Source organism: Streptomyces sp. NPDC088746, from assembly GCF_044751065.1.
Lineage (GTDB): Bacteria > Actinomycetota > Actinomycetes > Streptomycetales > Streptomycetaceae > Streptomyces.
Genome location: NZ_JBIVLA010000006.1, coordinates 528732 through 551169 on the forward strand (window position 1 = coordinate 528732; position 22438 = coordinate 551169).

Here is a 22438-nt window from a genome sequence, read left to right on the forward strand (position 1 = left end):
CATGCGAGTGAATTTCACGGTCAACGGCCGGAAGCAGGAAGCCGACGACGTCTGGGAGGGCGAGTCCCTCCTGTACGTCCTGCGCGAGCGCATGGGCCTCCCCGGCTCCAAGAACGCCTGCGAGCAGGGCGAGTGCGGCTCCTGCACGGTGCGCCTCGACGGTGTGCCGGTCTGTTCCTGTCTCGTCGCCGCCGGCCAGGCGGAGGGCCGCGAGATCGTCACCGTCGAGGGCCTGGCGGACTACGCGAGGCACCGCGACGACGCCCACCCCGGCACCGGCTGCGCCGCCGGCACCTGCGGCACCTCACTGGACGCCGCCCAGCGGTGGCAGGCCAGGCCCACCGACGGGCAGAGCGCCGAGGCGGAGGAACTCTCCCCGGTCCAGCAGGCGTTCATCGACGCGGGCGCCGTCCAGTGCGGGTTCTGCACCCCCGGTCTGCTGGTCGCCGCCGACGAGCTGCTCGAGAAGCAGCCCTCCCCGTCCGACCAGGACATCCGCGAGGCGCTCTCCGGGAACCTCTGCCGGTGCACCGGTTACGAGAAGATCCTCGACGCGGTCCGCCTCGCGGCCGCCCGTCAGGAAGAGGCGGTCCGATAGCCATGACGCTGCACCCACGAGCCGCGTCCGTACCGGCCGGCACCCCCACCAGGATCACCCAGGGCTCCGAGACCCGGGGCGGCATCGGCGAGTCCACCCTGCGCCCCGACGGCACGCTCAAGGTCACGGGTGAGTTCGCGTACTCCTCCGACATGTGGCACGAGGACATGCTGTGGGGCCACACGCTCCGCTCCACCGTCGCCCACGCCGAGATCCGCTCCATCGACATCGGCGAGGCCGTCGCCACCCCCGGCGTGTACGCCGTCCTGACCTACGACGACCTGCCCGCGGCGATGAAGAACTACGGGCTGGAGATCCAGGACACCCCCGTGCTCGCCCACGGCAAGGTCCGCCACCACGGCGAACCCGTGGCCCTCGTCGCCGCCGACCACCCCGAGACCGCGCGCCGAGCCGCCGCCAAGATCAGGATCGACTACGCCGAACTCCCCGTGATCACGGACGAGGCGTCCGCGACGGCCCCCGGCGCGATCCTGGTCCACGAGGGCCGCGACGACCACCACATCGGGCACGTCCCGCACCCCAACATCGTCCACCGCCAGCCCATCGTCCGCGGTGACGCGGACGCGGCCGCCGCCCGGGCCGACGTGATCGTCACCGGCGACTACGTCTTCGGCATGCAGGACCAGGCCTTCCTCGGCCCGGAGTCCGGCCTCGCCGTGCCGTCCGAGGACGGCGGCGTGGAGCTCTACGTCGCGACCCAGTGGCTGCACTCCGACCTCAAGCAGATCGCCCCCGTCCTCGGCCTCCCCGAGGAGAAGGTCCGCATGACGCTCTCCGGCGTCGGCGGCGCCTTCGGCGGACGCGAGGACCTGTCGATGCAGATCCACGCCTGCCTGCTGGCGCTGCGCACCGGCAAGCCCGTCAAGATGGTCTACAACCGCTTCGAGTCCTTCTTCGGGCACGTCCACCGCCACCCCGCGAAGCTCCACTACGAGCACGGGGCCACCAAGGACGGCAAGCTCACCCACATGAAGTGCCGGATCGTGCTGGACGGCGGCGCCTACGCCTCCGCGTCCCCGGCCGTCGTCGGCAACGCCTCCTCGCTCGCCGTCGGACCGTACGTCGTCGAGGACGTCGACATCGAGGCGATCGCCCTCTACTCCAACAACCCGCCCTGCGGTGCCATGCGCGGCTTCGGCGCGGTCCAGGCGTGCTTCGCCTACGAGGCGCAGATGGACAAGCTGGCCGCCGCGCTGGACATGGACCCCGTCGAACTCCGGCAGCTGAACGCCATGGAGCAGGGCTCCCTGCTCCCCACCGGCCAGCGCGTCGACTCGCCGGCTCCGGTCGCCGAACTGCTCCGCCGCGTCAAGGCGAGGCCCCTGCCGCCCGAGCAGCAGTGGCTCTCGGCCGACGCGGAGGGCAGCTCCGTCGACGTACGCGCCCTTCCCGGCGGGCTGTCCAACACGACCCACGGCGAGGGTGTGGTGCGCGGCGTCGGTTACGCCGTCGGGCTGAAGAACGTCGGCTTCTCCGAGGGCTTCGACGACTACTCCACCGCCCGGGTGCGGATGGAGGTCATCAACGGCGAACCGGTCGCCACCGTGCACACCGCGATGGCGGAGGTCGGACAGGGCGGGGTCACCGTCCACGCCCAGATCGCCCGTACCGAACTGGGCGTCAACCAGGTGACCATCCACCCGGCGGACACCCAGGTCGGCTCGGCCGGCTCCACCTCCGCCTCACGGCAGACGTACGTCACCGGTGGTGCGGTGAAGAACTCCTGCGAGGCCGTCCGGGAACAGGTCCTGGAGATCGGCCGCCGCAAGTTCGGTACGTACCACCCCGCCTGGGCCACCGCCGAACTCCTCCTCGAAGGCGGCAAGGTCGTCACCGACGGCGGCGAGGTGCTCGCCTCGCTGGCCGACGTGCTGGAGGACGAAGCGGTCGACGTCGAGCTGGAGTGGCGCCACCGGCCCACCGAACCCTTCGACCTGCGCACCGGACAGGGCAACGGCCATGTCCAGTACTCCTTCGCCGCGCACCGCGCGGTCGTGGAGGTCGACACCGAGCTCGGCCTGGTCAAGGTCATCGAGCTCGCGTGCGCCCAGGACGTCGGCAAGGCGCTCAACCCGCTGTCGGTCGTCGGCCAGATCCAGGGCGGCACCACTCAAGGGCTGGGTGTCGCCGTCATGGAGGAGATCATCGTCGACCCGAAGACGGCGAAGGTACGCAACCCCTCCTTCACCGACTACCTGATCCCCACCATCCTCGACACCCCGACCATCCCGGTCGACGTGCTCGAACTCGCCGACGACCACGCCCCGTACGGGCTGCGCGGCATCGGCGAGGCCCCGACCCTCTCGTCCACCCCGGCCGTCCTCGCGGCGATCCGGAACGCGACGGGACTGGAACTGAACAGGACGCCGGTGCGCCCCGAGCACATCACCGGCAGCTGACGGCTCCTCAAGACCCTCCGGGCGGTGCGCGCCTGCCGTGAACGTCACACTTCCCCGCGCCGCGCACCGTCCGGAGCCATGGCACAACCGCTCCATCTGCACGAAGAGTTCGTCTCGGGCCGTCCCCCGGGTCGTGCGCCTCGCAGTCATCCCAAATCCCGCAGTCTCCAGAGCTCCACGCGGGTGCCCCTGTGAACCTTGGGAGTCAGGCAACATGACCCAGCAGTCCGTGGAACCCAGGACAGGCGCGGAGGACGCGGGCCCCGGCTCGCGTGTCCCCGCCGGACGGTCCTGGCTCGACCGGTACTTCCACATATCCGAACGGGGATCGACCGTCGCGCGCGAGGTGCGCGGCGGCGTCACGACCTTCATGGCCATGGCGTACATCCTCCTGCTCAATCCGCTCATCCTGGGCGGCAAGGACGTCGACGGCCAGCTCCTCGGCCAGTCCGGGCTGATCACCGCCACTGCGCTCGCGGCGGCGGCCACCACCCTGCTGATGGGCTTCGTCGGCAAGGTCCCCCTCGCGCTCGCGGCGGGACTGAGCGTCTCCGGGGTGCTCGCCTCGCAGGTCGCACCGGCCATGACCTGGCCACAGGCCATGGGCATGTGTGTGATCTACGGGGTGATCATCTGCCTCCTGGTGGTCACCGGGCTCCGCGAGATGATCATGAACGCCATCCCGCTCGCCCTGAAGCACGGCATCACCATCGGGATCGGCCTCTTCATCGCGCTCATCGGCCTCGTCAAGGCCGGGTTCGTCCACCAGGGAGTGGCGACCCCGCTGTCGCTCGGCCCCACGGGAGCGCTCACCGGGTGGCCGGTGCTCATCTTCGCCGTGACCCTGCTGCTCATCTTCATGCTGCAGGCCCGGAACGTCCCCGGGGCGATCCTCATCGGCATCGTCGTCGGAACCGTCATCGCGATCGTCGTCAACGCCGTCGGTGACATCGACCCCAAGGCCTGGAGCAGCGGCCCACCCGAGCTGAGCGGCAGTGCCGTCTCCTCACCGGACTTCTCGCTCTTCGGCGACGTCGAGTTCGGCGGCTGGGGTGACGTCGGGGTGCTGACGGTCGGCATGATCGTCTTCACTCTGGTGCTGGCGGGCTTCTTCGACGCCATGGCCACCATCATCGGGGTGGCCACCGAGGCGAACCTCGCCGACGACAAGGGCCGGATGCCCGGTCTGTCGAAGGCGCTGTTCATCGACGGCGCGGGCGGGGCGATCGGCGGTGTCGCCGGAGGCTCCGGCCAGACCGTGTTCGTCGAGTCGGCGACCGGGGTCGGCGAGGGCGCCCGTACCGGTCTCGCCTCCGTCGTCACCGGGCTCTTCTTCGCGGCCTGCCTCTTCTTCACCCCCCTCACCGCGATCGTGCCGGCCGAGGTGGCCGCCGCCGCCCTGGTCGTCATCGGCGCCATGATGATGCAGAACGCCCGGCACGTGGACTGGGCGGACCGCTCGGTGGCCGTACCGGTCTTCCTCACCGTGGTCCTGATGCCGTTCACGTACACCATCACCACCGGTGTCGCCGCGGGTGTCATCTCGTACTCCGCCATCAAGCTCGCCCAGGGCAGGGCCCGTGAGGTCGGCGTCTTCATGTGGGTCCTGACGCTCGTCTTCATCGTGTACTTCGCCCTGCACCCCATCGAGAGCTGGCTGGGCGTCAGCTGACCCCCCGCCGCGCCCCTCACCTCAGTCAGAAGGAGACACGCCATGCTGGACATCGCCGAAGAGCTCCACCGGTGGGTCGGGCAGGGACGCGCGTTCGCCGTGGCCACCGTGGTGGCCGTCGGCGGCAGCGCGCCCCGGCAGCCGGGCGCCGCCCTCGCCGTGGACAGCGACGGCACCGCCATCGGATCGGTCTCCGGCGGGTGTGTGGAGGGCGCGGTGTACGAGCTGTGCCGGCAGGCGCTCGAGGACGGCACCACCGTGCGCGAGCGCTTCGGCTACAGCGACGACGACGCCTTCGCGGTCGGCCTGACCTGCGGCGGCGTCATCGACATCCTGGTGACACCGGTGCGCGCGGACGACCCCGCGCGCCCGGTGTTCGCCGCCGCGTTCGCCGCCGCGGCGGAGGGCCGGGCGGCCGCGGTCGCCCGCGTCACCGAAGGGCCGGACGACCTCCTCGGCCGCCCTCTGCTGGTGCACCCCGACGGCACCCGCGAGGGCGGGCTCGGCGGACATCCCGAGCTGGACCGTACGGCCGGTGCCGAGGCCCGCGCGATGCTCGACGCGGGCCGTACGGGAGAGATCGTCATCGGCGCCGAGGGCTCCCGCTGCGGCAGCCCGGTCACCCTGCTCGTCGAATCGAGCGTCCCGCCGCCCCGGATGATCGTCTTCGGGGCCATCGACTTCGCCGCCGCCCTGGTGCGGGCCGGGCGTTTCCTCGGGTACCGCGTCACCGTCTGCGACGCCCGCCCCGTCTTCGCCACGGCGGCCCGCTTTCCGGACGCCGACGAGATCGTCGTCGACTGGCCGCACCGCTATCTCGCCGCCACCGAGGTGGACGCGCGCACGGTGCTCTGCGTCCTCACGCACGACGCCAAGTTCGACATCCCGCTGCTGGAACTGGCCCTGCGGCTGCCGGTCGCCTACGTCGGCGCGATGGGCTCGCGCCGCACCCACCTGGAGCGCAACGAGCGGCTGCGCGAGGCCGGTGTCAGTGAGCGTCGGCTGGCCGCGCTCCACTCGCCGATCGGGCTGGACCTCGGAGCCCGTACGCCGGAGGAGACGGCCCTGTCCATCGCCGCCGAGATCGTCGCGGTGCGCCGGGGCGGCAGCGGCCTGCCGCTGAAGGGCGCACACACCCCGATCCACCACGAGAGCGGCGCCCCGCTGGCCTCGGTGGCCTGATCCGGACCATCGGCAGGTGACCACGGTGGGCGGGTTGCCGCCACGGCGGTTTCACGCCAGGGGAGAAGCCGTCCGCAGCCCAGGATTTACCGATAGATCAGCTGCATGACATTTTCCCTCTCCTCCGTTTCCGGCCGGGCGAGACCCGCTCGCGCGGGACGCAGGGCTCTGCTCATAGCGACCTCGGTCGCCCTGGTGAGCGGCGTCATGCTTCCCGCAGCGGGTTCCGCCACCGCCGCCCCGAAGCCGTCGACCGCCGAGGACCGCCGAGGTTCCGAGGCCCGCGACTACGACATCACGCTGGTCACCGGTGACGTGGTCCACTACGCGGACGGCGCGGGCGGCCAGGACACCGTCACCGTCGACCGCCCCGACGGTGCGCAGGGCGGCGTGCATGTGCAGCAGGCCGGGGAGGACATCTTCGTCATCCCCGACGAGGCGAGCGCCCTCATCGCCGCCGACAAGCTGGACCGGCGGCTGTTCAACGTCTCGACACTGGTCGAGATGGGTTACGACGACGCGCGTGCCGGTGGCATCCCGCTGATCGCCACCTACCCCGCGAGCAGGGCGCGTTCGCTGCCCGCAGCCCCGCGCGGCAGCGAGACGGTACGCCGGCTCGAGTCGGTGAACGGCGCTGCCCTGAAGACCGACAAGGACGACGCCCGCGCCTTCTGGAGCGACATCTCCCGTACGGCGAAGAGCCGTTCGCTGGACAACGGCATCGCCAAGCTGTGGCTCGACGGCAAGGCAGAGGCGGCGCTCAAGGACTCCGTGCCGCAGGTCAACGCCCCGCAGGCCTGGGCCACCGGCTACGACGGCAAGGGCACCACGGTCGCCGTCCTCGACACCGGTATCGACGCGACGCACCCGGACGTCAAGGACCGCGTCACGCAGTCCAGGAGCTTCATCCCGGGTGAGGAGGTCGACGACAAGAACGGCCACGGCACCCACGTCGCCTCCACCATCGCGGGTTCGGGCGCGGCGTCGGACGGTGTCAACAAGGGTGTGGCCCCGGGCGCCGACCTGATCGTCGGCAAGGTCCTGAGCGACGAGGGGTCCGGCGCGGACTCCGGCATCATCGAGGCCATGGAGTGGGCGAAGGCCGAAGGCGCCGACGTCGTCTCCATGAGCCTCGGATCCAGCATCCCCGACGACGGCACCGACCCGATGGCACAGGCCGTGAACGCGCTGTCCGCCGACGGCGGCCCGCTGTTCGTGATCGCCGCGGGCAACGCGTACGGCGCGGGCACCATCGGGTCGCCCGGTTCCGCCGCGAGCGCGCTCACCGTCGCCGCCGTCGACAAGAGCGACAACCGCGCCGACTTCTCCTCCATGGGCCCGCTCGTCCGTTCCTACGGTCTGAAGCCGGACCTGTCCGCGCCCGGCGTCGGCATCAACGCCGCCGCCTCCCAGTCGGTGCCCGGCATCGAGGGCATGTACCAGTCGATGGACGGTACGTCGATGGCCACCCCGCATGTCGCGGGCGCCGCCGCCATCCTGAAGCAGCGTCACCCGGAGTGGTCCGGCGAGCGCGTCAAGAACGCCCTGATGAGCTCCTCCGAGGAACTGGCCGGCTACACGCCGTACGAGCAGGGCACCGGCCGCCTCGACGTGAAGGCCGCGATCGACACGACCATCGAGGCCACCGGCTCCGTCGAGGTCGCGTCGTACGACTGGCCGCACGCCGCGTCCGACCCGGTCGCCGAGCGTACGATCACCTACCGCAACACGGGTGACGACGACGTGACGCTGAACCTGGCGACCGGCACGGACTCCAAGGCGTACACGCTCTCCGCGTCCACGCTGACCGTCCCGGCAGGCTCCACGGCCCAGGCGGTGCTGTCCCTGGACCCCTCCGAGGTCCCGAACGACACCCAGTTCTCCGGCCAGGTCGTCGCCACCGACGCTTCCGGCGCGACCGTCGCGCACACCGGCTTCGCCCTGAACAAGGAGCAGGAGCTCTACGACCTGACGCTCCGGCTGCGCGACCACTCCGGTCAGCCGATGGACGGCAACGTCGTCATCGCCCAGCTCGGCGACCCCGACCTGGGCGTCGTGGCGGTCCCGGGTGACACCACCCTGCGGCTGCCCCCGGGCAACTACACCGCCTGGACCTCCGCGGACATCGACGGTGACCGCGCGGACTCCCAGGCCATCGCCTTCCTCGCGGCACCCGAGACCGTCCTGGACGGGCCCACCACGGTCACCCTGGACGCGTCGAAGGCCCGCAAGGTCGCCGTGCGCACCCCCGAGGAGACCGAGACCCGTCAGCTGCGGTACGACATGGCACGCACCGCCCCGGACGGCACCGTCCAGCGCGACGCGTACCAGATCCCGCTCGTCTACGACCAGCTCTGGGCGAGCCCCACGAAGAAGGTCACCCAGGGCAGCTTCAGCTTCCTGACCCGCTGGCGCCAGGGCGAGGAACTGCTCGACCTGACGGCCGACGGGCACGACATCCCCGTCACGGTGCAGAACGGCTCGGTCGTCGCCGAGGACAGCGAGCAGAAGCTCACCGGCGTCTACGCCGGCGACGGCGCCGCGGCCGACTACAAGGGCCGCGGCGTCAAGGGCAAGGCCGTCGTCGTCACCCGCAGCGATGCCGTCCCGCCCGTCGAGCGGCTGGCGAACGCGCTCGCGGCGGGCGCGAAGGCGCTCTTCGTCGTCAACGACGGCCGTGGAGTCGCGCTGGAGAGCTACGCGCCGTACGGCGAGCAGACGACCATCCCGGTCGCCTCGGTGCAGAGGATCGCGGGTGCGACGCTGATCAAGGCGGCGCAGCGCGGCAGCAAACTCTCCGTGGACCAGAAGAAGTTCGCCACGTACGTCTACGACCTGGTGGACCGTCACGACGGCACCATCCCGGACCGCTCGCTGGTCTTCGCCCCGTCGGCCCGTCAGCTCGCGAAGGTCGAGAACACCTTCTACGGCCACAAGGCGACCCTGGGCGCCGGATACCGCTACGACATCCCGGACTACGGACCGGGCCTCGGGTTCGAGGAGTACGAGAAGTTCCCCGGCACCCGCACGGAGTGGGTCACCCCGCTGCCCGGTGACTCCTTCTGGTACGAGAACCACTCGGTGCTGGGCGCCGACGGCTCCGGCACGGCGATGGAGATGCGCAGCGGTGAGCAGGACTACTCGGCGGGCAGGAAGTACCACGACGAGTGGTTCGCCCCGGTGACGGCGCCCCGCCTGGGCACCGGCTACTGGGGGCCGTTCCGTACGTCGTACAACGACATCCAGTTCAACATCACCCCGTGGACCGACTCGGGCGAAGGCCACTCCGGCGCGATGCCCGACGACGAGTACGACACCACCACCTACGCCTTCTCCCAGGGCGGCACCCTGATCAAGAAGGGGGCGGGCCGGGCCGGTTACGCCTGGGACCTGTCGGCGGAGGCGCTGCCGTACAGCCTGGTCATCGACTCGGCCCGCGACGAGGCCACCTGGAAGACCTCCACACGGACGCACACCGAGTGGGACTTCGTCTCGGGCGCCCTGCCCGAGGGCGTGGGGCAGACCGACATCCCGCTGCTCCAGCTCGACTACGACGTCGACACGGACCTGGCGGGCGACGTGAAGGCCGGCCACCAGATCGAGGTCGGACTGTCCGCGGGAACCCAGGCATGGCTGGACGGCGCCGTGAAGGCGACGAAGGCTTCCCTCTCGGTCAGCTACGACGAGGGCGGCACCTGGAGCAAGACCGAGCTGCGCAAGGGGTCGTCGGGCGAGTGGACGGCGAAGTTCAGGGCCCCGAAGCACGCGGACTCCGTCTCGCTCAAGGCCCGCGCCGAGGGCCCCGGCGGGCTCGCCGTGGAGCAGGAGATCATCAAGGCCTTCGGCCTGAAGTGACCGCCTGAACACCCCTGCTGAGAAACCTGGACGAGGTGGTCCCGCGCTCCTGCGAGGAGCGCGGGACCACCTCGTTCTCAGTATCGGCGTGCGCCGGACGACGGCTGATGGACCGGCGTCACCGGCCGAAGCGTGCCAGTAGGTGCCACACCCGCTTGAGGTCCTGCGGATCGTGCGCACCGGTGCGGTCGGCCTCGCCGAGGAGCAGGGGATCGAGGAATCCGCCGACGGCGAGAGCGCGGCCCAACTCGACGTACTCGGGGCCCCGGTACTCCGGATGCCGAGCCAACTCGTCGACGGACAGCTGGAATCCGCCGTGCCACTCCACGGGGAAGGGCAGCGCCTTCGCCGCGGCCTCCGTCTGCGTACCCGCGTAACACGGGTCCAGGACGACCGCCTCGACATCCCGGACGAGGCGGACCGGCCGGTGTACCTGGGCCTCGACGTAGTCGTCCAGGGCATCGCGGTCGTCGGCCGCGGCGAGCGCGACGACATGGCCGCCGGTCGCCACCACGCCGAAGTCGCCCGGCTCCATGAAACTGTCCGAGTAGCAGAACGTGGACCGCCCCAACGCCGCCGCTCCCAGCCGGAGATGGGCGGAGCCGAAGCGGGGCGCCGCGCCGTACGGGGAGCGGCGGAAGTTCAGCGCGCCGTAGACGGGCCGCTCCTGGGCGCTCGCGCCGTCGTAGGCGCCGCCGAAGATCCGGCTCTCCCAGCGCCACCGGTCACCGCCCGGGTGCGCGGTGAGACCGCCGTTGCTCGTGCCCGTGACGAACTGGGAGACGTACACACCGTCCTCGGCGAGCCGCTCCAGGACGGTGCGTCCGCCGCTGACGCGGTCGGGGTGGAAATTCAGCGTCACGCGCAGGGAGGGGTCCAGGGGCGGCCCTGCGGACAGTGACGCCACGTGTCGCAGGGCACGTGCCCAGGCCTGCGGCAGGTCGGCGCTCATGGGCCCATTCTGCACGGACGCCGGCCACGGGCGCAGACGGGTTCACCGGCGGCGGGCCGGCTCCTACCGCCCCTTGCGCCGTGCCACGGTGTAGTCCGACCAGTCGCCCCGGTGCCGGTCGCACCGGGAGGCGCCCTTCATCGCCAGCCGTTGGCAACGTGTGCCCTTCTGGGTGAGTGCCCCGCATTTCGACTGCGTACGAGCCATGTTCGACCGCCCTCCGGGTCCCGTCGGCCGGACGCCGACAGAGCCCAGGTTGGTCCGTGGGCGTGGTTCGGGGGAAGGCGCACCCCCGTCGGCCGGGTGCGCTCCGGAGTGCACGGGCGGCCGGGGCGGCGTCAGGAAGCCGCCTCTCCCACGCCGGTGGCGTCCGTCTCCCGCTGTTCCTCGATGCGCCGCTTCGCCTCGTCCCACGTGATCGGCAGTTGTCCGACCGGCGCCTCCCAGAAGGTGAACGTGGAGGAGCGCATCGTGGGCTTGAGGGCGGTCATGATGGAGCGGTGCGGCTCCGTCCTGGCGAAGGCGTAGAGCGCGTCGCGGCTCTCCCATGCCGAGAGCGTGAAGAACACCCGCTTGCCCGGCTGGGCGACGAGCGAGGCACCGAAGGCGCCCGGCGCGGAGCGGACCTGCTTCCACGCGGCCATCGACTTCAGGAAGAAACGCGGCACGTCGAGCAGGGAACGGACCTCGAAGCGCGAGGCCATGACCACGGTCGTGCCTTCGGACGGAGGCGGCTGGGGGGTGACCCACGGAAGAGTCGGCATCGCACTACTCACCTTCGATATAGATAGTGGTGCTGTCTGCTTCCTATGTTAGAGAGTGGCACTCTCCAACGCCACCGGAATGCGTGTACGCGATGTCGGGCCGGGCCGCCGGTCACCCGCCGCGCCGGGAGTCCGGTGCGGCGGGAGTTCAGGCGCGGCGGAGATCAGAGTCCGGACTGCAGTGCCTTCCAGGTGTCCGGGCCGACGCTGCCGTCCACCGAAAGCTTCCGTGTGCTCTGGTAGTCGCGGACGGCCTTGTCCGTGTTCGTGCCGAAGGCCCCGTCGACGGCCACGGTTCTGCCCAGCGCGGCGGTCAGTGCCCGCTGGAGCCGCTTCACCGCGTCGCCCGAGGCGCCCGTGACGAGCGTCGGCGTCGTGCCGGCCGAGAGCAGCGCGGTCCAGGTCTTCGGGCCGACCGCCCCGTCGGAGTCCAGACCGCGGGCGGTCTGGAACAACCGCACGGCGCTCTCCGTCTTCGTCCCGAAGATGCCGTCCTCGGTGCCCGCGTCGTAACCCTGCTGGTTGAGCAGTGTCTGGACGGCCTTGACCTGGGTGCCCGTCGAACCCGTCCTCTGGGTCGTGTAGGACGGGAAGCTCAGTCCGTCGGCCCCGCTGCCGGAGCCGCCGACGAGCTGCATGTAGTAGGTCCAGTTCCAGTTGGCGCCCGGGTCGGTGTGGTCGTTGCCGGGGGCCTCGCTGTGCCCGATGACGTGCGACCGGTCCTTGGGGATGCCGTACCGGTCGCACAGGTACGTCGTCAGTGCGGCCGAGGAGCGGTACATCGTGTCGGTGAACCACGACGGGTCGTCGACGAACCCCTCGTGCTCGATGCCGAGCGACGAGGCGTTGGCGCTCTTGGCGTGGTAGGCGGTGTCCGAGTCGCGCACCATCTGGGTGATCTGGCCGTCCGAGGAGCGGACCACGTAGTGGGAGCTGACCTTCGACGTCGCGTTCTGGAACCAGCTGATGGTCCCGGCGTACGAGCCCTGCGTGACGTGGATGACGACCTTGTCCACCGCCGCCGTGCGGCCTGCCGCGAAGTTGGCGGAGTTGGCGGCGACCCAGAGCGCCGCGGGGTAGTCCGGGCTCTTGGCCGTGACGTCGGCCTTCGCGAGGGGGCCCTTCTCGGGGGAGACGGGGCGGGAGGTGACCGTGACGAGTTCGCCCCCGGCGACGGCGGCCCGCAGGCCCTGGGCCAGGAAGGTGTAGACGGTGTCGGCGTAGAGCGCGGCGACGGCGCCGTCGGTGCCGCTGTAGCGGGCCACGGCCGGGTACCAGGCGTCGATGTCCGCCCGTTCGGCCGTGTCCAGGCCGAGCGCGTCGGCGTGGCTCCGCAGCACGGCCGCGCCGCCCAGGATGTTGGCATCGGTGTCCTCGCGCAGCTCGGCCGTGGACTCGCCCGTCAGCGCGGCGGCCTGCTCCAGGGAGTGGTTGACGGGGTTGCTCACGAGGTGCATGACGCCGTAGCCGTTGTCCTGGCTGGGGCGCCCGGAGTGGCCGTTCAGGTGCGTCTCGCCGTAGCCGACGGCGGCGAGCAGGTCACGCGGTACGTCGTACTCCTCGGCCGCCTGCTCGAAGGCCCGGTTCATCGGGTCCGTGGCCTCGGGAGCGGCGCCCGCCGGGTGGCCCGTGGCGACGAGTGCGGTGACGGTGAGAGAGGCCAGAACGGCTGCGCGGCCACGGGTGTGGCCGGCGGGACGTCGGGGCATACCTGCTCCAGGTCTGTGGGGGAGAGGGGGCCGCCGGTCCCGTGGGGGTGCGCCGAGGGCCGCTGAGTCCGCACAGGCTATCCATCGGTCAAGGGCATGACAATGACGCCTCCGTGTGTCCAAATGCCTTTCACTCCAATGGAGTTGAGGCGACCACGGACGGACGTCCGACTGGCCGTCACCCCCCGCAGAGGGTGACGGCGCGGGTGCCGTTACCAGCGGTTCCGGTGGATGACGTCGGCGACCGGGCGGCGGCGCACCGGCCCGAAGTTGCCCTGGGGCCACCCCACGGGAATGGCGGCGAAGGTGTGCGTGTCCGACGGGATCCCGAGGGCCTTCTTCCACTCCTGCTCCAGCATCAGATGCCAGATGGTGAGGTTGGCCGCGAGCCCCAGCGCCCGCGCCGCGAGCAGGATGTTCTGGACACCCGGATAGACGCAGGAGCCCTCCGCGAGCGCCTGGAAGCGCGTCTGCGTGTTCCCCATGTGCTCGAGACCCGCCGGGCCGAGCGACTCGGCGTAGACCCCCAGGCCCTCCTCGTCGAACTCCGGCTCCGGGAACGTGTAGCAGGGGATGATCAGCGCCGGCGTGTCCGCGAAGTGGTCGCGCTGGTGCTCGATCGCCGCCACCATCCGCCCGTACGCCGCGTCGTCCATGCCCTTCGGCGCGTGCTTGCCGGTCGTCGCGAGGTAGGCGTCCACGCACCGCTTCCAGAGCGGGGCCAGCTCGGCCATCACCGCGCGGTCGGTGACGACCACGTACTCGTAACACTGCATGTTGCCGCCGCTCGGTCCCCAGACGGCGGCCTGTATGAGCTGGTCGAGCGTCTCGTCCGGGACGGCGTCCGGCTTGAGGCGGCGCATGGCGCGCATGGTGGACATGGTCGGGAAGAGGGCGGGCCCGTCGGGGGCGGGCGCGTCGGCGTACACCGTTTCGAAGGTCATGATCGCGGAGTGTACGGCTCAAGGCCCGGCGCGGGCAGCCCCGTTGGCCGCCCCTTCCTCCCTTGCCCCGCGCAGGTCAGCGCCGTCGGAGCCGGACCACGGGAATGTCACGGGAGGTCTTCGCCCGGTACTCGGCGTACCGGGGGAAGACCTCCACCAGATGGGGCCACACCCGCTCCTTCTCCTCGGGGGAGAGTGTCTCGGCGAGGGCCGGGAAGCGTTCCGTGCCCACCCGTACGTCCACGGCGGGATCGGCCAGCAGATTCAGGTACCAGAGGGGGTGGCGGTCCGAGCCGCCGTTCGAACCGACGATCAGCCAGTCGTCGCCGTCCCGCCCGTACATCAGCACCGTCCGTCGCACGGCGCCGCTGCGCCGGCCGACGTAGTCCAGCAGCAGGCAGTCCACGCCGAGCTGCGTGGTGCCCTTCGTGCCGCCCGACGACTCGTACAACTCGGCCTGCGCCGCGACCCACTTGGCCGGGCTGGGCATGACCCCACCGTCGTTCCGCTCCGTCTCCACCGCTGCCTCGTCCTCCGCCAGGTCCTCGTGTCCGTACGTCCGTGCCCATCCTGTCACCCGCCGCCGCGGCGCGCCGGAATCGCACACCTGGCCGTCCCCCCTCCTCACGGGGGAACGGGGTCGGGAACAGCGGCCGTGGAGGCGTATAAAGGGTCCCTCCGAGCAGCCGGCGTCCCCGATGGCCATCTCACCCCCCACGCGGCCGGCGTCACCGCGTACCGAGAGCGGAGGAGCGTCCCATGAGCACCTCGGAAGAGATCAGCGCCTTGCTCGTCACCAGGTTCGGAACCGATCCGGATGCCATCCGGCCCGAGGTGCCGCTCAGGCAGCTGAGGCTGGACTCGCTCGCCCTGGAGGAGCTCCGGCTCCTCATCGAGGACCGGATGGACATCGACCTGGAGGACGTCGTCCTGTCGTCACGCGACACCGTGGAAAGTCTGGTCGCGGCCGTGCGCACCAAGGCCGGCGCGTGACACGCCGGGGGCCGTTCGCACGCAGGTCCGCCCGGCCGGGCATCGAGCCGTTCAGCGCCGCCGTCACCGGCGTCGGCCTCGTCACCGCCGCGGGGGTGGGGGTCGAGGAGGCCTGGCGCGGCGTGTGCGACACGGCGGTCGCCCCCTCCGTACCGCACCTGCCGGAACTCGACGGGCTGCCCTGCGACTTCATGTACACCGTCGACGCCCTGGACACGAGGGCCGCACTGGGCGTGGCCGCGCAGCGGCTGATGGACCGCTTCTCTCAGCTCGCCGTCGTCGCCGCCCGTGAGGCCGTCGCGGACGCGGGGCTCGACCCCTCGGTCTGGGACAGCGGACGGGTCGCCGTCGTCATCGGCTCCGCCCACGGCGGCCTGCCCTTCTACGACGAGCAGCACACCACCCTCACCGAACGCGGCGCACGCCGCGTCTCACCGAAGCTCGCCCCGCTGAGCGTCGTCAACGGCGCCGCCAGCAGCGTCGCCATGGACCTGGGCGTGCACGGCCCGAGCCAGGCGGTCTCCACGGCCTGCTCCTCCGGCACCGTGGCCATCGGCACGGCCCACCAGATGCTCCGCACCGGCGCCTGCGACATCGTCGTCGCGGGTGGCGCCGAATCGGTCCGCTCCCGGCTCCTGATCGCCAGCGCCTGCCAGATGCGGGCCGTCTCCACACGCCGGGACGACCCCCAGGCCGCCTGCCGCCCCTTCGACACGCACCGCGACGGCTTCGTCGTCGGCGAGGGCGCCGGCCTCCTCGTGATGGAGCACCCGGAGCACGCACGGGCCCGGGGCGCCACCGTCCGCGCCCGTGTCGCCGGTTACGGGGCCTCCAGCGACGCCCACTCCGCCGTCGCCCCCGACCCCGACGGCCTCGGCATCGAGCGGGCCCTGCGCACCGCCCTCGCCGACGCGGGCATCGACGCCCTCGACGTCGGCCACGTCAACGCCCACGGGACGTCGACCGTCGCCAACGACCTCATCGAGGCGACCATGCTGCGCCGCGTACTCGGCGAGCATCCCCTCGTCACCTCGACGAAGGCCATGACCGGGCACACCCTGGGCGCCGCGGGCGGCATCGAGACCGCGCTGACCGTGCTGGCGCTCCAGCACCAGCTCGTCCCGCCAACCGGCAACCTCGACGCCCCCGACCCGGCGATCCCCGTCGAGGTGGTGAGCAAGGAGGCCCGGCGCGCCGTGTTCGAGTGCGCTGTCAAGACCTCGCTCGGCTTCGGCGGCCACAACGCGGCGCTCGTGCTCACCAGGGCCTGACGGGAAGCGAGGAGCACCATGCCCGAGGAGATCATCCGGTCCCTCACCGTGGACGGACTGCGTTACGGCTATCGTCTCCTGCCCCGTGATCCCGCCGCGGGCGGAGCCCGTGCCACCGAACCGGTCCTCGTGATCGGCGGGGCGCTGCAGGGCATGTTCGGCTGGCCGCAGATGGACGACCACCTGGGCCCGGTGGCCGACGTGGTGACGGCCGACCTGCCGGGCATGGGCTCCGCCGACCCCCTGCCGCCCGGCCCCAGCGCCCCGGTCCTGCGCGCGGCGGTCACCGGGATCATCGACGATCTGGGCGCCTCCCGGATCAACCTCTTCGGCTTCTCCTACGGCGCCGCCATCGCCTTCGGCTGCGCACGGCACGCTCCGGGGCGCATCGCCCGGCTGGTGCTCGGCGGCGTTCCCACCCACATCGGTGAGGACCGGCGGATCCACTGGCAGCGGGCGACGCAGGCCCTGGCCGAAGGGGACGTGGAGGGCTTCGCGACGCTGGCCGCCGACGGGCTGATGTGCCTGGACCCGGAGCGCCCCGTGCACCGCAGGGAGCTCGCCCGGCGTTATGTGCGGCGCTCCTTCCTGCACGCGCTCGCCCACTCGGAGCACGCCGCCGACTCGTTGCGGCGGGCGCTGGGGGACCGGCCGGACTTCTCCGGCGGACTGTCGGGCGTGCCGGCGCTGGTCTTCGCCGGGGAGCACGACACGGTGACCTCGCCGGCGCTCCAGCGGGAGTTCGCCGGGACCATCGAGGGGAGCCGCTTCCTCACCCTCCCGGAATCCGACCACTGGGTCGTGCTGGAGCGGTCCGACGAGGTCGCCGCGCTGGTGACCCGGTTCTTCACGGACCAGCCGCTCGAACCGGTGACGGCCCGGCTCCCGCACCAGGCACGGGCCGGCGAGGCCGTACCGGCGGAGTCCGCACCCGTACCTCCTCCGGAGCCCGGTTCGTACGCACCGCGGTGAGCCCCCGTGGTGGCGGCCCGCACGGGGCCGCCACCGGGGTGGGTCAGTGCCGGTGACCCTGGCCCTTCACGTCGATCCGCACGATCTGCGGGTCGTGGTCGCTCGCCTGGTCGGCGAACTCAGCGTTGATGTGCACCACGTCGTAGTCGAAGCGGCGGATCGCGGGGCTGGTCAGGATGTGGTCCAGCGTCTGCGAGTTGCCGTCGTAGACGTAGCTGTACTGCTCGCCCGCGGGCAGCGTCGTGATGAGCGGCTTGAGCACCTTGCCACCGGTGAGCGCCGTCATCGTGGGGGAGAAGGCGAAGTCGTTCAGGTCGCCGAGCGTGACGACCCTCGCCGACCCGTCCGCCTTCAGCAGTGAGGTCACGAAGGTGTTGACCTCCGCCGCCTGCCGCACGCGCTGCGTCTCCGAGCTGCGCACCGGCTCCTGGTAGCGGCCGTGCAGGGACTGGTCGCCGCCCTTGGACGCGAAGTGGTTGGCGATGACGAAGACCGGCTCGCCACGGAAGCGGAACTCGCCCACCAGCGGCTTGCGGCTGCTGTCCCAGGCCGTGCTCGTCGGGTTGATCCGGCCGGGTGAGACCGAGAGCGTGGCGCCCTTCTTGGTCTTCACCGCCTTCACGGCGGTGGTCGCGTCGCCGCCGGGGCGGTCCACGAAGTCGACCCGGTCGGGGTTGAAGAGGAAGACGTTGCGGATGTTGCCACCGGGCTCCCCGCCGTCCTGGCCGTCGGCGGGCGTCACATAGCGCCAGGCGTAGCGGGGGCCGCCCGCCGCGAGGATCGCGTCCGTGAAGCGCTTCAGCGTCGCCTCGGAGCCCACGGTGCCGTCGTTCACCGCACCGTTGTCGTCCTGGATCTCCTCCAGCGACACGATGTCCGGGGCCGAGAGGCTGACCGCCACGCCCTGGGCGAGCGTGTCGAACTTCGCCTGGTCGTCGGCCGCGTCGAGGTTCTCCACGTTGTACGTGGCGACGGCGAGCTCCTTGCGCTTCTGCTTGCGCGTCACCTCGCGCTTCAGGCCGTTGTCCTTCAGCGTGCCCAGCTCGGTGGCCTGCACGTTGTAGCCGCCGTACGACGCGTAGTCGACGACGCCCGTGGTGGAGCCGGACAGCACGTCGCCCACGTCCGCGACCGGGACGGGCCGCGCGGCGTCCAGCGACATCACCTTGAGGCGGCCGGTGTTCTGGTCCTCGTACGAGGCGTACAGCGTGCCGCCGCGCCGGGTGGGGTTCTCCTGCGGCTTCACCGTCACCCAGACCTCGTCGTACGCGGTCGTCGCGCCGGTCACGCGGGTGTCCGCCATCGTGACGCGTGCGCCCTCGAGCGACTCGTACAGGTCCAGGGCGTAGGCCGCCGGGTCGAGGGAGAGGGCCTCGATCGAACCGCCGCCGGCCGTCGGCACATAGGCGTCCGGCACCGAGGAGGCGTCGAGGACGACCGCCTCCGGCAGGGGGTTGCCCGAGGACAGGACCGTGGTCAGCGGGGCGGTGATCTGGGTGAGCGACTGGGCGCCCGTGGCCGGGTAGTACTCCGCGACCTTGCCGCTGACCAGCACCGAGTCACCGACGGCGACGGCGGGGGCCGAGGATCCGGTGTAGACGAACAGGCCCTCGCTCGTACGGGAGTCGCCGTCCGGTGCCGTGTCCTGGATCCAGAAGCCGCAGGAACCCGTGGTCCGGACACCGGTGACGACGCCCGGGACGCCGGAGACCGGCTGCCCGGCGAGCGGGGAGAGCCGGGTCGTGCCCTGGATGTCGTGCACCCGCACCGTGCCGGGCTCGGTCGGCCCGCCGGGCTCGCCCGGTCCGGAGCCGCCGGCGGTCTCACCGGCCGCGTTGACCGGCGTCGGGGCGCCGGCGGTCAGGTCGGCCGCGTTGTCGTCGGTGTCCGCGAGGGACGTACCGCGCGCCACGGAGGTGGTCGCGGAGGCACCCGCCACCGGGCCGCCGCCCTCGCGCACGACCGCGGAGCCGTAGCCGACGAGGTCGACGATCCGGGTGTCGGCGGCGCAGTCCGCCGCGGTCTTGCAGGTCAGCGGGGTGGTGCCGGAGACGAGCGCGACGGTGCCGCTGGCCGCGGACATGGGAGTCGTGCCGGTCGCGTCGGGAGCGGGCAGGGCCACCGTGCCGCCGGTGCCCGCGGCCTGCGCGACGAGGTAGCGGCCGCCGGGCGCGACGGCGCCGGACAGCGCGGAGACCTGCCACAGCGATCCGGCGGAGGGCGCCCCCGGGAGGTACTGGACGCTGAAGCCGGACAGCGTGAAGGAGGCCCCGCCGGCGTTGGCCAGCTCGATGTAGTCACGGGTGAGCGTCGCGCCGGAGTTGCCCCCGCCGCCGTACACCTCGGAGATGACGGCCGACGACGACGGTGCCGCGAAGGCGGCGGGCAGCGCGGTCACCGAGAGGGTCACGGCGACGGCGGCGGCCAGCAGGGCGGAGCCGGGTCTGGCTATGTGCACGGGAACTGCCCCCAGTTGTGTAGTGAGGGGCCAAAAACTATGCGCGTAGAACGGCCGTGGCAAGAGACCGGAGGTTAATTCCGGGCGTCATCACGGTCCTTCACCGCCCGGGGCGGCGGTACGGGTTCAGCGCCAGGGGATGTTCCGCCACGGGCTGCCCTCGCTCTCCGTCAGCAGACGGTGCGCCGTGACATTGCTCGTGTAGTACCTGCCGTAGTCCTCGCCGTCGAACCGCAGGACGCGGCCCAGGGCGTATCCCGCGGAGAAGTCCTCCCAGGACCGGTAGGCCGACTTGCTCAGCGCACCGGCGTACACGACGGCCTGCTCCGCCTCGTGCGGGAAGCAGAAACGGGCGGACAGCCCCCACCTGGCCAGGTTCACGGCGCGCCCGTAGTCGTAGGCGACCGTCGTGCCGACCCGGCCGTCCGGCGGCAGCAGCCCGTCGGCGCGGAACCTGGCCTCGTACCTCAGGATGCGCCGTACCAGTGCCTCGATGTCGCTGACCGTGTCGTGGCCGACCCCGATGTCCTGGGCGTGCCCGGCGGCCGTCTCCCGCCACAGCTCCGCGGAGGGCTGCTCACCGAGCCCCGCCGCGAGCTGTTCACGCACGCGCAGTACGAAGTCGGGTTCGGGCGGACTGTTGTGCGCGTCCAGCAGGATGTCCAACTGCTTGCGCCAGCCCGTCGGTTCGGTGATGCCCCAGGAGTCGCGGAGCAGTTCCCGCTCGCAGGTGTACTCGTGGTAGACGCTGCCGACCTCGTTCCAGGGCACGCCGTTGCCGACCGCCAGATGCGCCCCGCAGGCCAGCCCGTAGGCCAGTGGGCCGTGGAGCGCCCCGTGGCGCAGCGCGATCAGCCGGTCGGACCGGGAGCGGTCGTTCTCCGCGTGGTAGCGCAGCCACATCGCGCGGTGCGGGGGTGTGGCCGGGAAGTACATCCCCGCCGGTGTGCCCGGATTGACGGCCAGCAACTGCTTCGGGTCCCGCCAGCCGAACTCCGCGATCCACTTGAGGGAGACGGCGTGGAACACCCACTCCGGGTGCCACGGCGGCAGCATCCCCCGGGTGAGCACCGGCCGGCAGCTCCGTCCGGCCTCGTCCCGGTGCGAGCGCCACGTGATCATGTCGGGAGCGGCGTCGACCTCGGCCTTCGGCGCGGCGATGAACAGCTCCTCGCCCGCCAGCACGCGGAGTTGGGCCTCCGCGTCACCGCGTGCTCCCGCCTCGTGCAGGAGGTGCTCCGTCACGGACGGCGGAGCCCAGGGGGCACCCTGGCCGGGGTAGGGGGGCAGTTGATTCATGACCAGGCGATGTTCCGGTAGGGGCTGTCGGGGTCCTGGGTCAGGACGCGGTGCTGGGCGAGTGACTGCTCGTACTTCACCCCGGACGGATCGTCCTCGTCGAAGTGCATCACGCGGGTCAGCGAGTAGCCGAGGGAGAACTGCGCCCAGGAGCCGTAGGCCTGCCTGGCCAGCGCGCCGATCCGCAGCACGGCCTGCTCGGCCTCGTGCGGATCGCAGAGGCGGGCACCCAGCGCGAGCCGTACGACGTTGACCGCCCGCCCGTAGTCGAAGGCGGCCAGGGTGTCCACCCGTTCGCCGGGGCCGAGGGCGCCGTCCGCACGGAACCGGTCCTCGTACGTGACGGCCAGCCGCAGCGCCTCATGGGCCTCGGCCGACTCCGAGGGGGAGGACCGACGGCGCGCCAGGGCGTCGGTGAGCGCGGCGGACCACTCCGGAGCGGTGGGGGTGTGCCCCAGCCGCCCGGCGAGGGTGCGACGGATCCCGAGCACCGACTCGTACGTACGGCCCACGAGCCGGGTGGACAGCAGTGCGTCGAGTGTCCCGTGGTAGCCGGCGCGGTCCAGCACCCTCCAGGGATGACGCAGCCGGGCGCGATCCGTCCCGTACCCCTCGTAGGCGGCGCCCAGGTCGTTCCAGACGAGACCGTTGTGCACGGCGAGATGGGCGCCGAGGGCGAGGCCGTGCGCCACCGGCCCGTGCAGCGGGCCGGCCCGGTGGGTCAACAACCGGCCCGCCTGGGGCCCGCCGGACCGCGCGTGGGCCTTCAGCCACGCCCGGCGGCGACCCGGCCCGGCCTCCAGGGTGACGGCGTACGGCGTGCCCGGATTGACCACCAGCCACTTCACGCCGTTCGGCCAGCGGCGCGCGAGGTCGTCGAGAGCGGTCGCCTCGAACACCCAGTCGGGGTGCCAGGGAGGCAGCACGCCGGAGGTCAGCACCGCCACACACATGCGGCCCTGCGTCGAGGGGTCGGGCTGCGTGGGGAGCGGGGGAGTGAAGCCGGGGGTGTCCGCGTGCAGCCTGGCGACGCGTACGAACAGCCTGCTCCGGGACAGCGCGGCCGGCAGCGCGCCCCGGTCGCCGGCCGACGCGGCCTCGTGGAGCAGTCGTTCCGTCTCCGTCGGCGGGGCCCAGCCCGCCCCGGAAACGGTGCTTCCCGGCGCCGGCGCCCCCGTCGTCCCTGTCCCCGTCGTCACGGTCGGATTCTACGGAACGCGTCCGACGGCCGGCTCGGCGACCTGCGATGCCCCGCGAAGCCGCGTACGGAGGACGGAAGTCGGCCGGGCCGGGCGGGAGTCCACCATGCGGTCAGGTGTTTGACCGCCTCACGGCGTTCCCGATACGTT

16 protein-coding genes are annotated in these 22438 nt (G+C 71.8%); 8 read left to right on the top strand and 8 right to left on the bottom strand.

Translation table 11 applies throughout. From position 1 onward, the window contains the following. Position 1: 1 nt before the first annotated feature. The 5 genes from ACIP63_RS27365 to ACIP63_RS27385 all read left to right on the top strand — a co-directional run bounded on the left by ACIP63_RS27365 (position 2) and on the right by ACIP63_RS27385 (position 9727). Complete coding sequence (locus ACIP63_RS27365) at positions 2-598, top strand: (2Fe-2S)-binding protein (RefSeq protein WP_401520630.1); 597 nt, start codon at positions 2-4, stop codon at positions 596-598. Positions 599-600: 2 nt separating this feature from the next. Continuing rightward, a complete protein-coding gene (locus ACIP63_RS27370; protein ID WP_401520633.1) occupies positions 601-3018 on the top strand; it encodes a xanthine dehydrogenase family protein molybdopterin-binding subunit in 2418 nt (805 codons plus the stop codon). A 214-nt stretch (positions 3019-3232) separates the two neighbouring features. Continuing rightward, the gene (locus tag ACIP63_RS27375; RefSeq protein WP_401520636.1) at positions 3233-4690 is read left to right on the top strand and encodes an NCS2 family permease; all 1458 of its coding nucleotides are present in this window, start codon (positions 3233-3235) and stop codon (positions 4688-4690) included. A gap of 42 nt (positions 4691-4732) precedes the next feature. Next, positions 4733-5872, top strand: a complete 1140-nt coding sequence (locus ACIP63_RS27380) for an XdhC family protein (RefSeq protein ID WP_401520639.1) — start codon at positions 4733-4735, stop codon at positions 5870-5872. 207 nt (positions 5873-6079) lie between these two features. Continuing rightward, positions 6080-9727 carry a S8 family serine peptidase gene (locus ACIP63_RS27385; protein WP_401520743.1) on the top strand — a complete coding sequence of 1216 codons (3648 nt, stop codon included), beginning with the start codon at positions 6080-6082 and terminating at the stop codon, positions 9725-9727. Between the two features lie 118 nt (positions 9728-9845). Here the strand turns inward: ACIP63_RS27385 and ACIP63_RS27390 are convergent, their stop codons facing one another. The 5 genes from ACIP63_RS27390 to ACIP63_RS27410 all read right to left on the bottom strand — a co-directional run bounded on the left by ACIP63_RS27390 (position 9846) and on the right by ACIP63_RS27410 (position 14586). Then, on the bottom strand, positions 9846-10679 hold the full coding sequence (locus ACIP63_RS27390) for a DUF3626 domain-containing protein (RefSeq protein WP_401520642.1): 834 nt from the start codon (positions 10677-10679) through the stop codon (positions 9846-9848). 338 nt (positions 10680-11017) lie between these two features. After that, entirely contained in the window at positions 11018-11443 is a 426-nt protein-coding gene (locus tag ACIP63_RS27395) for a DUF3291 domain-containing protein (protein WP_401520644.1), read from the bottom strand. Between the two features lie 164 nt (positions 11444-11607). Beyond that, positions 11608-13152, bottom strand: coding sequence for a peptidoglycan-binding protein (locus tag ACIP63_RS27400; RefSeq protein ID WP_401520646.1), 1545 nt, complete (start codon positions 13150-13152; stop codon positions 11608-11610). Positions 13153-13364: 212 nt separating this feature from the next. After that, entirely contained in the window at positions 13365-14096 is a 732-nt protein-coding gene (locus ACIP63_RS27405; protein ID WP_401520649.1) for a nitroreductase family protein, read from the bottom strand. A 76-nt stretch (positions 14097-14172) separates the two neighbouring features. Next, positions 14173-14586 carry a nitroreductase family deazaflavin-dependent oxidoreductase gene (locus ACIP63_RS27410; protein WP_393765478.1) on the bottom strand — a complete coding sequence of 138 codons (414 nt, stop codon included), beginning with the start codon at positions 14584-14586 and terminating at the stop codon, positions 14173-14175. 269 nt (positions 14587-14855) lie between these two features. Here ACIP63_RS27410 and ACIP63_RS27415 point away from each other — a divergent pair, with 269 nt between their 5' ends. Genes ACIP63_RS27415 through ACIP63_RS27425 form a run of 3 tightly spaced genes read left to right on the top strand, consistent with a single transcriptional unit; the run spans position 14856 to position 17332 of the window. Next, a complete protein-coding gene (locus ACIP63_RS27415) occupies positions 14856-15089 on the top strand; it encodes an acyl carrier protein (protein WP_401520652.1) in 234 nt (77 codons plus the stop codon). Next, positions 15086-16360, top strand: a complete 1275-nt coding sequence (locus ACIP63_RS27420; RefSeq protein ID WP_401520655.1) for a beta-ketoacyl-[acyl-carrier-protein] synthase family protein — start codon at positions 15086-15088, stop codon at positions 16358-16360. Before ACIP63_RS27415 ends, ACIP63_RS27420 begins: the two co-directional genes overlap by 4 nt. An 18-nt stretch (positions 16361-16378) precedes the next feature. Continuing rightward, positions 16379-17332 (top strand): alpha/beta fold hydrolase, encoded by a 954-nt coding sequence (locus tag ACIP63_RS27425; RefSeq protein ID WP_401520658.1) that lies wholly within the window; start codon positions 16379-16381, stop codon positions 17330-17332. Positions 17333-17375: 43 nt separating this feature from the next. Here the strand turns inward: ACIP63_RS27425 and ACIP63_RS27430 are convergent, their stop codons facing one another. From ACIP63_RS27430 to ACIP63_RS27440, 3 genes are all read right to left on the bottom strand, one after another. Further along, positions 17376-19790 (bottom strand): endonuclease/exonuclease/phosphatase family protein, encoded by a 2415-nt coding sequence (locus ACIP63_RS27430; RefSeq protein WP_401520660.1) that lies wholly within the window; start codon positions 19788-19790, stop codon positions 17376-17378. A gap of 126 nt (positions 19791-19916) precedes the next feature. Next, positions 19917-21089: a DUF1266 domain-containing protein gene (locus ACIP63_RS27435; RefSeq protein ID WP_401520663.1), complete on the bottom strand. Its 1173-nt coding sequence runs from the start codon at positions 21087-21089 to the stop codon at positions 19917-19919. Then, positions 21086-22288 carry a DUF1266 domain-containing protein gene (locus ACIP63_RS27440; protein WP_401520666.1) on the bottom strand — a complete coding sequence of 401 codons (1203 nt, stop codon included), beginning with the start codon at positions 22286-22288 and terminating at the stop codon, positions 21086-21088. The genes ACIP63_RS27435 and ACIP63_RS27440 overlap by 4 nt, the downstream gene beginning before the upstream one ends. Positions 22289-22438: the final 150 nt, after the last annotated feature.

Bases quoted from the DNA above. Each gene is read 5' to 3' on its own strand.
- ACIP63_RS27380 (WP_401520639.1), top strand. From the start codon at position 4,733: ATGCTGGACATCGCCGAAGAGCTCCACCGGTGGGTCGGGCAGGGACGC.
- ACIP63_RS27400 (WP_401520646.1), bottom strand. From the start codon at position 13,152: ATGCCCCGACGTCCCGCCGGCCACACCCGTGGCCGCGCAGCCGTTCTG.
- ACIP63_RS27385 (WP_401520743.1), top strand. From the start codon at position 6,080: ATGCTTCCCGCAGCGGGTTCCGCCACCGCCGCCCCGAAGCCGTCGACC.
- ACIP63_RS27435 (WP_401520663.1), bottom strand. From the start codon at position 21,089: ATGAATCAACTGCCCCCCTACCCCGGCCAGGGTGCCCCCTGGGCTCCG.
- ACIP63_RS27410 (WP_393765478.1), bottom strand. From the start codon at position 14,586: ATGCCCAGCCCGGCCAAGTGGGTCGCGGCGCAGGCCGAGTTGTACGAG.
- ACIP63_RS27365 (WP_401520630.1), top strand. From the start codon at position 2: ATGCGAGTGAATTTCACGGTCAACGGCCGGAAGCAGGAAGCCGACGAC.
- ACIP63_RS27405 (WP_401520649.1), bottom strand. From the start codon at position 14,096: ATGACCTTCGAAACGGTGTACGCCGACGCGCCCGCCCCCGACGGGCCC.
- ACIP63_RS27370 (WP_401520633.1), top strand. From the start codon at position 601: ATGACGCTGCACCCACGAGCCGCGTCCGTACCGGCCGGCACCCCCACC.
- ACIP63_RS27390 (WP_401520642.1), bottom strand. From the start codon at position 10,679: ATGAGCGCCGACCTGCCGCAGGCCTGGGCACGTGCCCTGCGACACGTG.
- ACIP63_RS27415 (WP_401520652.1), top strand. From the start codon at position 14,856: ATGAGCACCTCGGAAGAGATCAGCGCCTTGCTCGTCACCAGGTTCGGA.
- ACIP63_RS27425 (WP_401520658.1), top strand. From the start codon at position 16,379: ATGCCCGAGGAGATCATCCGGTCCCTCACCGTGGACGGACTGCGTTAC.
- ACIP63_RS27375 (WP_401520636.1), top strand. From the start codon at position 3,233: ATGACCCAGCAGTCCGTGGAACCCAGGACAGGCGCGGAGGACGCGGGC.
- ACIP63_RS27395 (WP_401520644.1), bottom strand. From the start codon at position 11,443: ATGCCGACTCTTCCGTGGGTCACCCCCCAGCCGCCTCCGTCCGAAGGC.